We start from the raw sequence: 14,932 nt of genomic DNA, 5'->3' as shown, positions 1-14,932 counted from the left end.
CTGTGCCCTATCGGCTCGACGAGAGCTGTGATGACGAGGAAGCTTTCGACGCCGAACCGGACACGCTGTCGGAGGGTGATGCTGGCCTGCTGCTCGCATACCTGCGGTCGGCCGCGTGCATTGTCGCGGCACCGGGTGTCATCGAGGATCCTTTCGCGCCCGGTAACCCGAATGCCCGCGTGCGCGTGGGGTTGAAGACTGACGGTGAATGGGTCTGGGCATTGGCATGGGAAGACTACGTCGAGTATCACCGTGCCGCCCCGCCGATCAACTTCGTAAACCATGCCAAGAGACACAGTTGGGTAGCACCTGAGGTACCAGAACAACGCCTATCAGAGATCGCGCGCCAGTTCGGCATGCCCGACGACTAGAGAAGCTACGGCGTCTGCACTGCCGCGCAAGAATGGTTGGACAACATGAATCGCCCCGTTGGGATCCTCGGATTCCAGCATGCCTACTACTCCGACACAACGACCACGCCGCCCGCCGTTTCGTCACCGATAACGCCGACATGCCGCCAGCGGAGATGAGGGGCAGTATCACCGATTCACTCTCTTCTGAACGAGGTTTCGCCACCCAGCGCCTATACGCCGACCAGACGCGCTCGTTCCACGATCTTCATCGTTTCGAGCGCATCGCGGGCGTCGACAGGAACGGGAGCACCGTCGAGCAGTGCATCCGCCATCGCGCGGTAGTAGCAGCGGTAGTCCCCCGGCAAGAAGGGAACGCGTCGGATGTCGGGTTCTGTGCCCAGCAGTCCCCAGTGCTCGGGGTCGACTGCTCCCCAATGCTTCTCGTGGTCGGGAGTTCTGCCCGCGCGTAGTTGCGCTTCCTGCGGATCGGCACCGTACACAACGTAGGCGTTCTCGGAGCCCAGGACACGGAACCTGGGACCGTGCTGTGCGGCGACGGCATTCATCGACAGATGTGAGCGCACGCCGTTGGCATGTGTGAGGGCGAGAAAGGCGTCGTCATCGGCTCGCACCCCGGCACGGCGTCGGTCGAGTTCGCAGTAGATGTTGGTCACGGGGCCGAACAGGGTGAGGGCTTGGTCTATGAGGTGGCTGCCGAGGTCGTAGAGGTAGCCGGCGCCGTCGGTGTGGTCGCCGAGTTCGCGCCAGCCTCCTTTGGGTGTCGGGCGCCATCGTTCGAGGCGGGACTCGAACCGACGTACCTGTCCCAGGTGACCGTCGGCGATCAATGACGCAACGGTTCGGAAGTCGCTGTCCCAGCGCCGATTCTGGTACACCGACAGTGGTATCCCGGCCTGATCCGCTGCGGCGATGACTTACTCGGCCTCGCCTACGGTGACTGTGAAGGGTTTGTCCACCACAACCGGAAGCCGTGCCGCGATCGCCCGCATGGCCAGCGGTGCGTGGCTGCGGTTGGGTGTCGCGATCACTACCAAGTCGATCCCGGAGGGATCGGTGAACAACTCGTCGACCGTCGACAGCACGCGTGCCCGCGGGTACTCCCGGTTCGCTCGTTCGGCCCGCTCGGCCGACGAGGTGACCACCGCGGCGACCCGCATCCGTGGTTCGGCCGCGATCATCGGTGCGTGAAACACGGCTCCTGCCAGTCCGTATCCCACGATGGCAACGCCGAGCTGCGGCACCACTCATTGTCCTTTCCGTCGAAGACGCACGGCTCCCGGCTTGTCGGCCTCAGCGTCGACTACGCGGATCTGGGCCCGCGATCAGGCCACGATGGTGGCCTCACTCCTGCAATTGCGCCCGGATCTCCTCGGCGAGGTCGATGTTTCCGGCGGCGATGAACTTCTTGCGTTTGTTCATCGCCTGGTTGATTTCGGTCATCGTGTCGAGGTTGTAGTCGAGCGGGATCGGTTCTCCGTGCAGGTCGGTCACGACTCCGCCTGCCACCGGGTGTCACATCACCATCGGGAGCCTGTGGCTCGGAGTCCTCGCCCACACCGAAATCCCCCGCGAGCTGATGGATTACGCGCCATCGTCACCGAGTGCCATCGACTCCGGATCTCCCGCAGAACATTCAGTGGTCGCCTTGCTCGATGGAACCGCACTTGCCGGCGTGGCGGTCGAGCGCCGACTGTGCAGGCGGGATCGGACGTCGTTCCATTGTGTTTCGATCAGCGCCAGCCTGGCCGCGCGGAACCTGCCGTCTTCGAGTTCGGTATGCAGGCGCAGTTCACGCGAGAGCACCATGGCCTGGTTCAGCAGGAACGGCGTCTCGATTCCGGCCGCGGCGACGATCGCCTCGATGCTCGACTGCGCGTCCGGCGCGCCTGCCAGCAGGGTGTGCAGCATCGCGAGATCGAACCCTGCCGCGAACAGCCCGGTGAATTCGAAATCGATCGGCACACACTCGCTGTCCTCGGAAATCAGCAGGTTGGACGGAAGCGGGTCACCGTGGGCGACGGCATCGAGGGGGCCGGCGGCGGCGATGAGTCGGTGCAGTGCCGTCCGGTCGTCGTTGTCGAAGATCCCGATGCCGTGGTAGCGATCTACCCTGCTCGGGTAGTCGAACACCGGCGATAGTGCTCCCGCCGGCGGGTTCCATGCGCCGAAACCGAGCAGGGTGCTCAGGATTGCGTCGAGCACGGCCGGGGTGATCAGGCCACTCGGGTATCGCTCGGTGTGCACGACGCGGCCGGGGATGTGTTCGATGACGACGCCCCGGCCGGGCGCGGCGTGGATCAGCTCGGGCACCCTTACCGGGGGCGGGCAGGACGCGAATGCCCGGTAGATGCCGATCTCGTGCTCGAGTTTGTCGCGCCAGAATGTCTCGTCGGTCGGACACACCTTGATCACGGCTGCGCGGCCTCGGTAGGCGCCGACCGCCAGCAGGGATTTGTCGGTGGCTTGCAGGATTTGGTCGACTGTGATGGTCACACCGAGCACATCGGTGATCTTCGCGGTGGCGGCATCGAGGTCGGGTGGCGCTCCGGTCATCGGCATCCTCCCCCGGTCCTGTGACGATATGGGTCAATCGCTCGACCAGGGCGGGCTGGGCGGCAGCCTCACGCCAGCCGTGAGCAACCGCGTGGATCGAACACGACCAGCGGAGAACGCGCCGACCTGGGACCCGACCTCCCCACCGGATCGGGTTCCAGGTCGGCCCCGGCAGGATTCAGGACGCTTCGCCGCGCTCCCGAATCCATGGTCATCGAACATCGTCAGCCCTGCAGCCCCCTACGCCGCAGGCATAACCGAAGCGATACGCAAATCATACGAAAATTTTTGTCTAGGTCAAGGCGCATCACGAGATCGGTCACTGGTTGCGCAAGTCACGGAGGCTATCTCGGCAGTTGTACCCGCAGCTCGCGGTCGGCGACACGGCGACCGGCTGGACGTTCTTATACCCCACGGAAGTAGTACCTACGATTATGCTTGCGTGCATGTACGCAAATTTCGGTAGCGTCTATGAATAAGGACACTGCGCAACGGTTGGGTCGGGCCGTCGTGGAGCGGCGTGATCAGCTGAACCGCAGCAGGCGTCAGGTCGCCCTGATGGGCGGCCCTACCGAGCCGACTCTGCTGAGAATCGAGCGCGGCGAGGCGGGCCGGATCAGTGCCAACACCCTGCACAAACTCGATGTGGGTCTGGCCTGGGAGCCTGGATCGGCTCAGCAGGTGATAACAGGTGGGGAGCCGATACCGCTGCGGCGCGGCAGCACCATCGAAGTCGCACCGTCCTACATCGTCGTGCCCGCCGAAACCATCAGCGGGCTCCTCGCCGTCGCCCGTGAGATCTCCGAGTTGGCCACATCGGACTCCGCACTGCGCGAGGCCTCCCAGCGGCTCGACGACTGCATACAGCCGCTGTATTCCCGCTATATCACCCAACTGCTCGAAACCAACCGACTCCACGGTGGTGCGCTCGGACCGTTGGTGGCCCTGCTCGGCCCTTTTCTGGACCGCCCGACCGACCCTGCCGACGCCGATTGGGACGAAGCACGCTATCGGCGCTGGCTCGCGGGCATCCGCTTCGATATGGACGACGCGACCCGCAAACGATTCGAAGCCAGACTGGAGGCTGCCAGGTGAGCGGATCACTGTCCCTAGCCGAGCGCATCGACATGCTCTTTCGCGCGTTGCACAGCGCGGCCGGCGACGAGCCTGCCGTCGAGACCGTCGCCGAGGCCATGCACGAGTACGGCGTCGAGGTCGACCCCGCGATGCTGGCGGCTCTGCGCGCAGGAAGCGTCGAGCACGCGTCACCGGACCTCCTCGCCGCCCTTGCGGGCCACTTCAGTCAGCCGGCCTGGTATCTGACCGGCCCCGCCGATGACGAACAAGTCATCGGCGTGCACGTCCAGCTCGGCCTGCTCCGGGCTCTGCGGGACTCGGGCGTCAGCCGGGTGCGCCTGCGCGGACGGCCCACCCACTCCGACCGCGAGGCACTGATCGAAAGCCTGATCGCACACCGCGTGCAGGACTCGCCCGCACCGGTCAGTCCTGGCGAGGAGACATCCTGAGTCGCAAGCCATTCGGCTTGAGTGTGATCGTCTCCTTGACCTTCAACTCGTAGCTCGGATCGGCGTGTAGATCGAAGTTGCGCAGAACAGTCGCCAACACGAGCGCGATCTCGTGGTAGGCGAACTGCCGGCCGATACAGGCCCGCATTCCGACGCCGAAAGGCCGATACAACTCGGGGTGGCGCGCACGTACCCGTTCCGGAAGAAAACGATCCGGATCGAAGCTCTCCGGATCGCCACCCCACAGCTCATGGCGATGCAACTGCAACAACACGATGAATACCCATTCGTTCTTCTCGAACGGGTAGCGTCCGCCCAGCAGCGTGTTCGCGCGCGCCTTGCGGAAGTAGCCTGGGGCCGTGGGCCACAGCCGCAGTGTCTCATCGACGATGCGCCGCATATACCGCAGCTTGGCCACCTGCTCGAACTCGATCTCCTCGCCGGTCCAGATTTCGGCGATCTCGCGCCGTGCCCGCGCGGCGATCTCGGGATGCACGGAAAGATAGTGCAGCGCAAAGGCCATCACGCCCGCCGAGGTCTCGTGCCCGGCCGCGAGAAACGTCAGAATCTGATTGCGAATGTTCTTCTCATCCAACAGTGTCCCGGTCTCCGGATCCGCCACGGTCAACATCCGGTCCAGCAAGTCGCCGTGCTCACCAGCGCCCTCGCGGCGGCGGCGCGCGATCACTTCGTCGATCTTCGCGTTCACCATCGCGACATCGGCTTCGTGCTGGGCACGCTGCTGCCGAAAGACAGTGCGCTCGATGAGCGGATGCGAGTATGCCGACCGGTTGATGTATGTCAGCGCACGCAGCATCGCCGACACCACCGGATGGGGATCGGTCCGAGTGAACGACTCGAATTCGTAGCCGAATCCGGTCCGGCCGATCACTTCGAGGGCGACCTTGTTCGTATCGGCCGGCACATCGACCCACTCACCGGCACGTCCGGCCCAGTGCTCGATCAACTCGTCCGCGCACCGGCGCATGGTGGCGTGGTAGCCGCGCATGGCAGCCGCGGTGAACGACGGCGCCAGGACAGCGTGCGCTTTGGCCCAGTTCGGCTCGGAATTGTGCGCGGTGAACAGTCCGTCACCGGCCACGCTGCGCAGATCCCGGATCGGGACCCCCAGGAATTTCGACCACAATTCGTCGTCGTTGATCTCCCGCAACAGATCCGGATCCGAGACGTAGGTGACCCGCGCCCCGAAGATGTTGCGTTCGTATATTCCACCGTACTTCTGCGCGCCACGCATACCCCACTGACTGGAATCGGTGACATGCAGATCCCACACGTCACCCAGGACGGGCAGACGGTGCGGCGGATGCGGTAGCTTCCGCTCCCGGGCACGGATCGGCCTCGGAGTGGTCGTGGTCATTGTGCTCCATCCCGTAGTTCAGCGCCTCCACATGGGTGGCCGCCTCATCCCAGTGCGCGGCGATGCTGCGCAACGTACGACGTTCATCAACGATGTCACGCCCGGGCGCGGAAGCGTGCAGGCGAACATAACGCCCCGGTGCCGCACCAGATCTCTTACGGTGCAACGCCCGCATGATCTGCACCGTCTCCGCCAAGGCGTCGGGCAAATGATCCGGGGCGGGCTCGGAGTAGCGGCCCAGCACCAGCAGACAGTCACGGATCTCGACGGTCATCCGATGCAACCTCCGCGCCGACCCCACCGACGAATCCTGCTGTGCGGGACGTGGAATCTCGTTCGCGCACACCGTCACCAGTTCGGTCCACAACGGTGTCAGCCGCCGCACCGCACGCGCGGCCGGATCCACCCGAAGCCGGCGAGCGATCTCCGCCATCACCTGCGCCGACGCCGGAACCGCCCCCAGCAGCAGGAGATAGATGAAATTGCGCTCGTTGGCATCGAATCGGAAACCGACGAAGTCCTGTCCGGTCCCGGTCGCCGCGAACACCGCGCTGACAAGGATCGAAACGGCCTCCTCGGTGGCCCACGCCCCGACGACGAGGATCACCACATATGTCAGGCGATGACTCGGCCGCAGGCCACCGACACGCAGATCGCGAATGCTCGTCCAGGTCATCACGATGCCGGTCGCCGCGCACCACGCCGAGAAAATCGCGAAGTAGAGCACAGTCTGCCAACCCTCGGTGCGGTCGATGTACTGTCCGAGCGCTCGTGCGTGTGACCCCACCACCAGCATCACCGTGCCCGAGACGAACACCGCCACCCACAACGTCCGGCCGGCGTACCTCCCTCGCGCAGGCCAGGACTCCGACCAGGACAACGCCAACAGAACCAGTGGCGCGAAGGTGAACACGATGAACACCGTGCCCAGCTGACGAGTGAAGGCGACATCGAAGATTCCGGCGTCGCGAAGCACGTCCTGCACCGCCCGCTCACGGAGCATCGCCGCACACACCGCGAACAGCAGCCCGTAAGTGACCAGTCGCTCCCCCGGCCTGCCGTCACCATGTAGCCAGACCGAACGCAACACCGCCACCAGCAGGCTGAACGCGATCGTCGACCACGCCACCCATCCCGGAGCCGATGAGGTCATCGGTCACCCCAGAACGACCGCATCGGCCGAGGCGACCGCCACCGAGACACTCCCGACAGCAGCATGTCCGCGAACAACTCCGCCTCATCCTCCTGATGATCGGAGAACTCCGACCGGCCGAGCACGCGCGATATCAGCGCCGGGTCGATATCCGGCAACAACTGACGTATCCCTTCCAGCCCCGCCGACCCATCCGCGTGGTCGAGCAGCATGTGCCCCGTCTCGTGCGCGATGATCTGATCGATATGGAAATCCGTTGTCCCGGCATCGAATGCGATCACATCCACCTCCTCGCACTCGAGCCACAACCCGCACGGTGCACGACTCGCTTCCGCACCCCGCGGCACCAACGCCGAAGTCACCGGCATGAGCCGGATCGGCCGCCCCCGCCACTCGCCCAGCCTGGCCAGGAAAGCATCGCGATTCCACGGTGAAGGAACCAGAGGCGCCACCGACTCACGCGCGGCCATCACCCGCCGCGTCGAAGTATCCATCCCCCGCCCCCTGCCTCACCCATGTCCACCCCCGCATCCCGGCCACGCGTCCTCTGCTCGCTCCATCGATGCGCTCAACCCATTCAAGACCATCTCCCGAGATCTCGCTCAGGGGCCAGGCGCACGCTGAGCTGACCGTGCCATCCGCCGGCCCCACTCACCGTGCGAGGAGCTGCGGCCGCCCGCCTCCGGTCAGAGCGATCGCGACATCTAGTGACACTAGATTTTCGAGCGGTGCTAAAATCAGCCTATGACCCCCCAGACGCGACGGGAACGGGAACGCGCCGAACGGCACCGGCTGATCATCGACACCGCCCGGGAGCTGGCCGAGTCGCAGGGCTGGGACGCGGTAACCATACGCAGGCTGGCGGAACGGATCGAATACAGCCAGCCTGTGCTGTATTCACACTTCGCGGGCAAGGACGAGATCGTCACAGCGGTCGCCGAGGACGGCATAGCGGAGATGGCCGCATCGAGCCGCGCGGCGCTGGAGTCCGCGGGCGGCGAGCCGCGCGCGGCGCTCGCGGCGGTAGCGCGGTCCTACCTCGACTTCGCGACCGCGCGGCCCGCCCTCTACGACGCGATGTTCTCGATGAAGGTGAACCTCGCGTTCGGCGAGAACGCCTCGCAGCCGCTGCGGGACGCGTTCGCCGTCATGTTCGCCGCCTTCTCGCCGTTCGCCGGCGAGCACGATCCGGAGACCTTCACCGAGGTCGGCTGGAGCGCCCTGCACGGCCTGGCCACCCTGGACCGCGGTGGACGTCTGCGGCCGGCCCAGCGGGAAGCCCGTCTGGCGGTGTTCGTCGACCAGTGGACGCGGTAGACGATCCCCCACACGGGTTGTAACCCGATTCGCGGCAATCGGCGAGACGCGGCCTCGCGATTGCGTTGCACCGAATCGGATGCGGGTCAGGAACGATCGTTCGACCCATCACATCGCACGACGCGAGGCAGATGAGCGCGATTCCGCAGGTGGCTCGGCGCGCGGCACCATGCCGCCGCCTGCAGTGCGGCGGCCCCATCGGGCGGCAGGTCAGCCCACCGGCGTCGCGGCCGGTATCACCAGGCTCCGTCGATCGGCCGACCCGACACAGTCAGGCCGTCCGCAACCCGGTCGACGAGATCAGGAACGGACCGCGACGAGCCTGAGCCACCACCAGCGGAGCCCGCAGGCCGGAGACCCGCCCGCTCGGTGACCGACTTGCCGGCGATAGCGCCCACTCGGCCGAAAGGGCATGTGCGGCTCGCTGATTCATGGATATTCCCGCAGCCGCACGCCAAACTCTAGCACCGCTAGACAAGATAGCGACCGAATGCTACCTTTGCTCTAGTTCCTACCAATGCTAGATTTCAGCAAAGGCAGCCCACAATGCTCCTAGTCACCGGCCAGATCATCGCCGCCGCCGCCATCCTCTCCAACGCCGTCGTCTATGGCACCGATGTCTGCGGGGCCGTGATCACCCGATCCGTGTACCGCAAGCTCGATGACGCGACCGTGACCATGAGCGCGGGATGGGGTCACTACTACGGCGACAAGCGCATGCCGATTGTCGGTGCGGGCGGTGTGGTCTTCGCGGTGCTCACGCTGCTGATCGCGCTGTGGGCCGGGCAGTTCGGCGCCGCTGTCGCGGCGGGGATCACGGTGGCGGCGTTGCTCGCCTGGCTCGCCCTCTATGTCCGCATCGCCAAGCCGATCAATTCTCGGCAGACGGCCGCTGCGCAGAGCGGCATCATTCCGGCCGATGCCCGCGCGCTGCAGGACAAGTGGGACAGCATTCTGAAGTACCGGGTCACCCTTCAGTTCATTGCCATTGCCGGACTGTGTGCCGCGCTGATCCTGCTCTGATCTCCGAGCACGGGTAGACGGTCCCACCGAACCGCCGACACAAGACGCAGGCAACCACTCCGCCCGACGACTTCCGGCTTATCGCCGGGACACAACTGATATCGAATGCACCCAGGAGTACCGACATGACCTTCACCAGCAACGAACAGCAGTTCCTCGCGGAGGCCGGGATCGGCCGGCTGGCCACGGTGTCATCCGACGGCGTGGTACAGAACAACCCGACCAACTATCGGGTGAATGCCGACGGCACGATCGACATCGGAGGCATGCGAATGCGCGCCAGTCGCAAGTATCGCAATGTCGCGGCGGGCAGCCGGGTGTCTTTCGTCATCGACCAACAGGTTTCCCTGGAGCCGTATGTGATTCGCGGCATCGAGATACGCGGCACGGCCGAGGCGCTCGATGACGAGGAGCCACCGTTCCCACCCCAGGAACGCGCGGTCATCCGGATTCACCCGGAGCGAATCATCTCCTGGGGCCTCGACGGCGGATCCTTCGACTTCACCGGACGCCACGCCGGCAAGTCAGCACCGTAGGCGGTCCGCACAAGATGTGGAGGTTCGCCGCACGGGCCCAGGTCACCACCTCGGATCTCGACGGCGCGAGTTCAGCCATCGAGCCCTCGAGCTTCGCATCGAGGACAGCGCGGGCCGGCTTGCGGGCGAAGGCAGCGCGGACGCATCGCCGCTTGAAACGGGACCGCCGACGCGTCGACCGGTCGGGGTGAGCTCGTCCGCAGGGACGACGCTGTTCGGATCCCCTGGCCGGAGACCGCCGATGCCGCTCGGCACCGGATGCCGGTAGCACGTCCCAACGGTGGAACACGAGGCGTGCGTCACGATCAACCAGAGCCACGGTGGACTGAACTATGCTGTCCAGCAACCGATTCCGTGTCCGGATCGGTTCGGTCACGGTTTCGGTGGCCGTGTTGCACGCTGGTGAGACGAAGGAGTCCGAAGTGGCTGTCCCCGTGGTACTGGACAAGGTTCTCGACAAGGCTTTCGAGGACAAGTCGCTGACGGAGCTGCTGGCCGCTCCGCCCTCGGCATTGGCCGGATTGGCGGAGAAGCACGATGCCCAGCTGTTCGAAGCGCTGGGCATCAAGACCATCGCCGACCTCGGGAGCAACAAGTTCTTCCGGCTCGCGGCCGCGCTGGTGGATCTGGCGGCCCAGGAGGGCTGATTCGCATCGGCTCGGCGGCCGGCACAGGCCACGTGCTGCGGCCGCCAGCTCGTCGGCCGGCCGGGACCACCGGCCCTCATAGCCATTGCACCCGGGCCGACGCGACGGCATGAGGGCGCGCCCGCGCCTGGCGCAACCGGGCCGAAAGGACCGGCATCGGTGGTCACGGCCGGTGGCGGCACAGCGACCTGCCGGGAGACCCGGTTCGCGTCCGGGAAGAGGACGACAACCCGTTCCGGCAGGTGATGGGCTGCGGCCGTCATCGGCAACAGGGGCATCCGCGCCTGGCCGCACGACCAGCGCAGAAGAAAGACCATATGGAGTGCGGAGCAGGTCCACACCTTGCTGACCGCGATGAACCTCGGCGAGCATGTGAGCATCGAAGACCTCGTGGCGGAGGGGTTCTCGGGTGACTCCACGACCGGGCCGGACCAGCCCCCGGTGCCCACCGTCACCACGCCTCCGGCAACAGCGATCTCGTACGCGACCGTTCCCGATCCGGCGCCCGAACCTATCGCCTCCCCGAAAGGAACCGGCCACCTACCCGCGTCTCGATCCGATGGTTGCTCGCCGCAGTCATCAAGCATCGCAGGCACGATCTCGCGCCGGACCGGAGTGCCAGTCGCCGCCGCGGCCGCGCTTATCGCAGCGGTCATCGCGGGCATGTGGGCCATGCGCTCGACCTTGGACGGCGCGCCCCGGCAGACCGGCGATCAACAGATCATCTCGTCGGCCACGACCGCTGCCCCGACGCCCGCCGTGTCGGCACCACAACCGGAACCGGTTCCCGCTCCAGCACCTCCGGAGCCGAGGCCGGGGCAAGGCTGTTTTCCATTCCAGTCGAACTGCTGAGGGCGACGTGGGCGCGCCGCCCGCGATCCGCCACCCCCGCTCCCGAACACCCCCCGTATCAAACGCTTTCGGCATGTCGCCCCGCCCGCCCACCGACCGGCGGCCCACCATCAGCAATGCTGAACAGTCGCTACTGGCCGTTAATGGTCCGATCTCCGGGTCCATGTCCGTCATTCGCACTGATCAGCCGATATTCGAGCAGCGACTCAGCGTGACATATGTTGCGCCCGATTCTGCACCGCCACAACAGCTTACAGCTATAACAGCAGCTGAAGAGCGTGCCGGAATATCGGTCCGGCACCCGGTCCAATTCCCCAAAACCTCTATCCCGCTGTGACAATCGACACCATCGCGGTCGCCGCGCTCTCACGGGTATCGCGATTGCGATATGTTCGCCGCGAATGGCGCCGTCGCACTCGGGCCCGGGCATCCGAGGCAGCGGACGCCGCCGTTCCGCAACGTCTCCCCGCCCCTTCGTTCACCGAGGCCGCCGAGCCCCTTTCCGCGGTGCCCTCGGCGCTACCCCATGTGTGAAGGAAGACCGTGTCCACAGTCGCGACTCGCATTCTGGTCCTGATCCTGAGCATCTTGTCGCTCGGTGTCGTGGGCTCCCCGGCCGGAGCCGAACCGCTCTATCCGCAGCCGGACCCCGACCCGTTCTATGCCCCACCCGCCGACCTCGGCGACCTGCAGCCCGGTGACGTGGTGCGCATCCGCCGGATCGACACCATGCCCTATGTGGGCACCGAGGGCTGGCAGGTGGCCTTCCGCTCCACCAATTCCGGCGGCAACCCGATCATGGGCGTCACCACCGTCCTGCTTCCCTCGGGCGTGCGGAACCCGCCGCTGATCTCCTATCAGGCGTTGATCAACTCGCTGGGCTCGCGCTGCAACCCGTCGCGCTCGCTGTTCAACGGTGAGCTGCAGGACGCCGTCGGCGCGATGCTGCCCATCGGCCGTGGCTGGGCGATCTCCCTGCCCGACTACCTGGGTCCCAATGTCGCCTACGGCGCCGCCAAGCTCAGCGGCATGGTGACCCTGGACAGCGTGAAGGCGGTGCAGCGCGCCGGCGAACTGGGCCTGGCCGATTCGCAGGTCGCGATCGCCGGCTACTCCGGCGGCGGGATGGCCACCGCGTGGGCCGCCGCCCTGCAGCCCACCTACGCGCCGGATCTGAAACTCGCCGCGGCTGTCGCGGGCGGTATCCCCGCCGACCTGGAAGACATGGCCTTGAGTCTGGGATTCAACCCGCATCCCGGCTTCGGTCTCGCCTTCGCCGCCGCGATGGGGCTGGAGCGCGAATACCCCGACCGCCTGCCGATCTCGGACCAGCTGAACGAGAACGGCTTGTGGTTCCGGGAATTCACCCACGACGCGTGCCGCCGCTTCCTGCTCTTCCACGGCGCTTTCCGCAGTGCCGAGCAGATGGCCGCCTCCAAGAGCCTGATGGACAGTCCGGAGGCGCGAGAGGTGCTGCGCGAGAACAGCTTGCGCGACTTCCCCGGCGTCCCCACCGTCCCCACCTATCTGTGGCAGGGGCGCTACGACACCCTCACCGCGTTCACTCCGCTCGCCGAGACCGCCGACCGCTACTGCAAGGCGGGAGCGCCGGTGCAGATGGTGCCCTACGACATCGCCGAGCACATGACGGCGGCCGTCGCCGGGTTCCCGGCCGCCTGGAATTACGTCGAAGCCCGATTCCGGGGTGAGCCCGTCCCGACCAGCTGCTGAGCGACGAACGCGTCCCACACCGGACGTTGCGGGGTAGGCGCTGCCGCACGACAAGCAGAAGGTGGTGGGCGGCTCGCCCGTCACCCGGCATGCCTGACACTCCCGGCTCTCGGCGACAGGTGGCGCGGGACCCGCACCACTACGTCCGGCGCCGAATCACCGTTACGCTCCTCGATATGGCACCGGCTCCCGGCAACAACCCACCGGCGCGCAACGGCGTGGGGCTGGCGGCCCTGGTGCTCGGCATCTTCTCGGTCGCATTCACCTTCATCCCCTTCGCGGGGGAACTCTTATCGGCGCCGACCGGATTTGCCGCCGTGACAGCGGGTTTCATCGGCTGGGACCGGGCCGACCGCGGTATCGCGACGAACCGGGCCGACGCCCTCGTCGGCGGCGTGCTCGGAGCGGTCGCTGTGATGATGGCGCTGCTGGTCTACGTGGCAACGAATGGGCACGGCTGATCCGCGCGGACACGCCTGGCGACACGGTCGGGGATGCGTTGTTCCGGTGCAGAATGGGCGCGTGAGTGACGACGGCGCGGGCGATTTCACCTATTCGGCGGTCGGCGCTACGGCGAGCGAGCCCCCGCCGGGTTATCGGCGCTTCACCCGAAGGCGCCGGATCGGACGGGGTCGCCCGCTGTTCGAGCGCGTGAGCACCGAGGTCATGGCCTATCGGATGCTCGAAGGTGCGGGCGTGTTCGGCTCCGCGAGTTCGCCGGTCGCCGCACCGGGGACGCTGGTGGCGGTGCGGCTCGGCGTGGGGCCCGCGGCGATCCGTGCGGCGTGCCGAGTCGTGTACGTCCTCGACGAGCCCGATCGTCGCGGTTTCGCCTACGGCACGCTGCCCGGTCACCCGGTGAGCGGGGAGGAGTTGTTCGCGGTGGAGTACGACCCCGCCGACGAGTCGGTGTATGCGGTGGTCACGGCCTTCTCCCGCCCCGCGGCGTGGTACGTCCGGCTCGCCGGGCCGCTCGGCCGTCTGATGCAACGCCGCATGGCCGACCGATACACAGCTGCCTTGTCCACCGAGTGAGCGAGCCGGAGCGGTCGGCGCGCCGGCCGGAGTTCCCACCTCCCGGCCGGACGGCTCACCGGCTCAGACCAGCTCGGGCACGCGCAGGTGGGCGAAGCCGAGCCGGAACTCGGCCACCTCGAGGATCTCTGCCCCCATCCGCTGGGCCGCCCCCGGCCGCATCCGGGCGGCCGCGTCCCGGCTGCTTTCCAGCTCTTCGATGCTCGACCAGACGCTGGACCCGACCGCTCGACCGGTTGCCCTGTTGACGAACAGGCTGGCGCTGCGGAATCCCTCGATCTTCTCGAGTTCCGGTAGTGAAACCGTCTTGAACGTGTCGATCATGCCGTCGATCCCGGCCGGATCGGTGTGCAACCAGACGCACCGGGTGCATGCCCGGTCACCGGCCAGGTGGTCGCGGTGCATGGCCGCGACTTCCCATTCCTCGATCTTCTGGGTGCGTCCGTCGAGCGACCGAGCAAGGCTGTCCCGCAGCGGCCGGACGCGCGACTCGCTGGAACGCAGCGCCTGTTCGGATTCCCACGCGCTCGTGGCGATGCAGCGTCCTGTCGATCTCTCGATCATCAGCGACAGACCGACCCACCCCTCCATCTCCGACATAGTCGGCATCACCTCGTTGCGAAGGCACGCGATCCCCTTGTCGATCGATGACGGCTGCGCCGCGATTGTGCTCGAACGTGCGTGCACGGGACACCTCCAGGTTCGGGGAAAGGCGGCGCCCGCGGTGGACGCCACCGGACATACCCACTGTCCTCCACGGCGCCCGCCCGCACAATGCGGCCGGAGGCAGAGAAATCTCCGCACTTT

The 14,932-nt window shown here is 66.4% G+C and carries 18 protein-coding genes; 10 read left to right on the top strand and 8 right to left on the bottom strand.

The window, feature by feature from the left end; genetic code table 11:
• The first annotated feature begins 2 nt into the window (after positions 1 to 2).
• Complete coding sequence (locus tag ON26_RS05855; protein ID WP_051026733.1) at positions 3 to 371, top strand: hypothetical protein; 369 nt, start codon at positions 3 to 5, stop codon at positions 369 to 371.
• Between the two features lie 212 nt (positions 372 to 583).
• On the opposite strand, the gene ON26_RS34420 is transcribed toward ON26_RS05855, so the two are convergent.
• The 4 genes from ON26_RS34420 to ON26_RS05845 all read right to left on the bottom strand — a co-directional run bounded on the left by ON26_RS34420 (position 584) and on the right by ON26_RS05845 (position 2,927).
• A complete protein-coding gene (locus ON26_RS34420) occupies positions 584 to 1,249 on the bottom strand; it encodes a Gfo/Idh/MocA family protein (RefSeq protein WP_245545742.1) in 666 nt (221 codons plus the stop codon).
• Positions 1,250 to 1,288: 39 nt separating this feature from the next.
• Positions 1,289 to 1,618, bottom strand: coding sequence for a Gfo/Idh/MocA family oxidoreductase (locus ON26_RS34415; protein WP_245545741.1), 330 nt, complete (start codon positions 1,616 to 1,618; stop codon positions 1,289 to 1,291).
• A gap of 97 nt (positions 1,619 to 1,715) precedes the next feature.
• Entirely contained in the window at positions 1,716 to 1,865 is a 150-nt protein-coding gene (locus ON26_RS33150; RefSeq protein WP_157171796.1) for a hypothetical protein, read from the bottom strand.
• Between the two features lie 90 nt (positions 1,866 to 1,955).
• The gene (locus ON26_RS05845; RefSeq protein WP_083883764.1) at positions 1,956 to 2,927 is read right to left on the bottom strand and encodes a phosphotransferase; all 972 of its coding nucleotides are present in this window, start codon (positions 2,925 to 2,927) and stop codon (positions 1,956 to 1,958) included.
• Between the two features lie 471 nt (positions 2,928 to 3,398).
• Between ON26_RS05845 and ON26_RS31485 the strand changes: the two genes are divergently transcribed.
• Together ON26_RS31485 and ON26_RS05835 are read left to right on the top strand one after the other, a co-directional pair.
• A complete protein-coding gene (locus ON26_RS31485; protein ID WP_157171795.1) occupies positions 3,399 to 4,022 on the top strand; it encodes a helix-turn-helix domain-containing protein in 624 nt (207 codons plus the stop codon).
• Positions 4,019 to 4,453: a hypothetical protein gene (locus ON26_RS05835; protein ID WP_040794942.1), complete on the top strand. Its 435-nt coding sequence runs from the start codon at positions 4,019 to 4,021 to the stop codon at positions 4,451 to 4,453. The genes ON26_RS31485 and ON26_RS05835 overlap by 4 nt, the downstream gene beginning before the upstream one ends.
• Here ON26_RS05835 and ON26_RS05830 read toward each other — a convergent pair.
• The 3 genes from ON26_RS05830 to ON26_RS05820 all read right to left on the bottom strand — a co-directional run bounded on the left by ON26_RS05830 (position 4,428) and on the right by ON26_RS05820 (position 7,265).
• Positions 4,428 to 5,831 carry a cytochrome P450 gene (locus ON26_RS05830; protein WP_051026731.1) on the bottom strand — a complete coding sequence of 468 codons (1,404 nt, stop codon included), beginning with the start codon at positions 5,829 to 5,831 and terminating at the stop codon, positions 4,428 to 4,430. The two genes, ON26_RS05835 and ON26_RS05830, sit on opposite strands and share 26 nt — an antisense overlap.
• Entirely contained in the window at positions 5,749 to 6,753 is a 1,005-nt protein-coding gene (locus tag ON26_RS05825) for a DUF6545 domain-containing protein (RefSeq protein WP_157171794.1), read from the bottom strand. Before ON26_RS05825 ends, ON26_RS05830 begins: the two co-directional genes overlap by 83 nt.
• A gap of 227 nt (positions 6,754 to 6,980) precedes the next feature.
• On the bottom strand, positions 6,981 to 7,265 hold the full coding sequence (locus ON26_RS05820; RefSeq protein WP_245545740.1) for a hypothetical protein: 285 nt from the start codon (positions 7,263 to 7,265) through the stop codon (positions 6,981 to 6,983).
• Between the two features lie 463 nt (positions 7,266 to 7,728).
• Here ON26_RS05820 and ON26_RS05815 point away from each other — a divergent pair, with 463 nt between their 5' ends.
• The 7 genes from ON26_RS05815 (at position 7,729) to ON26_RS05785 (ending at position 14,125) form a co-directional block, all read left to right on the top strand.
• Positions 7,729 to 8,301: a TetR/AcrR family transcriptional regulator gene (locus tag ON26_RS05815; RefSeq protein WP_040794940.1), complete on the top strand. Its 573-nt coding sequence runs from the start codon at positions 7,729 to 7,731 to the stop codon at positions 8,299 to 8,301.
• 546 nt (positions 8,302 to 8,847) lie between these two features.
• Positions 8,848 to 9,324 (top strand): hypothetical protein, encoded by a 477-nt coding sequence (locus ON26_RS05810; RefSeq protein WP_040794939.1) that lies wholly within the window; start codon positions 8,848 to 8,850, stop codon positions 9,322 to 9,324.
• Positions 9,325 to 9,449: 125 nt separating this feature from the next.
• Positions 9,450 to 9,860: a PPOX class F420-dependent oxidoreductase gene (locus tag ON26_RS05805; protein ID WP_040794938.1), complete on the top strand. Its 411-nt coding sequence runs from the start codon at positions 9,450 to 9,452 to the stop codon at positions 9,858 to 9,860.
• 422 nt (positions 9,861 to 10,282) lie between these two features.
• Positions 10,283 to 10,507 carry a hypothetical protein gene (locus ON26_RS05800; RefSeq protein ID WP_040795010.1) on the top strand — a complete coding sequence of 75 codons (225 nt, stop codon included), beginning with the start codon at positions 10,283 to 10,285 and terminating at the stop codon, positions 10,505 to 10,507.
• A 1,395-nt stretch (positions 10,508 to 11,902) separates the two neighbouring features.
• A complete protein-coding gene (locus ON26_RS05795) occupies positions 11,903 to 13,090 on the top strand; it encodes a lipase family protein (protein WP_040794937.1) in 1,188 nt (395 codons plus the stop codon).
• 176 nt (positions 13,091 to 13,266) lie between these two features.
• Positions 13,267 to 13,551, top strand: a complete 285-nt coding sequence (locus ON26_RS05790; RefSeq protein WP_040794936.1) for a hypothetical protein — start codon at positions 13,267 to 13,269, stop codon at positions 13,549 to 13,551.
• Positions 13,552 to 13,612: 61 nt separating this feature from the next.
• Complete coding sequence (locus ON26_RS05785) at positions 13,613 to 14,125, top strand: DUF1990 domain-containing protein (protein ID WP_040794935.1); 513 nt, start codon at positions 13,613 to 13,615, stop codon at positions 14,123 to 14,125.
• Between the two features lie 63 nt (positions 14,126 to 14,188).
• Here ON26_RS05785 and ON26_RS05780 read toward each other — a convergent pair whose 3' ends face one another.
• On the bottom strand, positions 14,189 to 14,725 hold the full coding sequence (locus tag ON26_RS05780) for a hypothetical protein (protein ID WP_245545739.1): 537 nt from the start codon (positions 14,723 to 14,725) through the stop codon (positions 14,189 to 14,191).
• Positions 14,726 to 14,932 lie beyond the last annotated feature (207 nt).

This window comes from Nocardia higoensis NBRC 100133 (genome assembly GCF_000308595.1).
GTDB lineage: Bacteria > Actinomycetota > Actinomycetes > Mycobacteriales > Mycobacteriaceae > Nocardia > Nocardia higoensis.
This window is presented reverse-complemented; position numbering and strand designations above follow the sequence as displayed.

Excerpts from the sequence above, each read along its gene's own strand:
- ON26_RS05845 (WP_083883764.1), bottom strand. The coding sequence starts at position 2,927 with ATGACCGGAGCGCCACCCGACCTCGATGCCGCCACCGCGAAGATCACC.
- ON26_RS31485 (WP_157171795.1), top strand. The coding sequence starts at position 3,399 with ATGAATAAGGACACTGCGCAACGGTTGGGTCGGGCCGTCGTGGAGCGG.
- ON26_RS05830 (WP_051026731.1), bottom strand. The coding sequence starts at position 5,831 with ATGACCACGACCACTCCGAGGCCGATCCGTGCCCGGGAGCGGAAGCTA.
- ON26_RS05815 (WP_040794940.1), top strand. The coding sequence starts at position 7,729 with ATGACCCCCCAGACGCGACGGGAACGGGAACGCGCCGAACGGCACCGG.
- ON26_RS05810 (WP_040794939.1), top strand. The coding sequence starts at position 8,848 with ATGCTCCTAGTCACCGGCCAGATCATCGCCGCCGCCGCCATCCTCTCC.
- ON26_RS05805 (WP_040794938.1), top strand. The coding sequence starts at position 9,450 with ATGACCTTCACCAGCAACGAACAGCAGTTCCTCGCGGAGGCCGGGATC.
- ON26_RS05790 (WP_040794936.1), top strand. The coding sequence starts at position 13,267 with ATGGCACCGGCTCCCGGCAACAACCCACCGGCGCGCAACGGCGTGGGG.
- ON26_RS05780 (WP_245545739.1), bottom strand. The coding sequence starts at position 14,725 with ATGTCGGAGATGGAGGGGTGGGTCGGTCTGTCGCTGATGATCGAGAGA.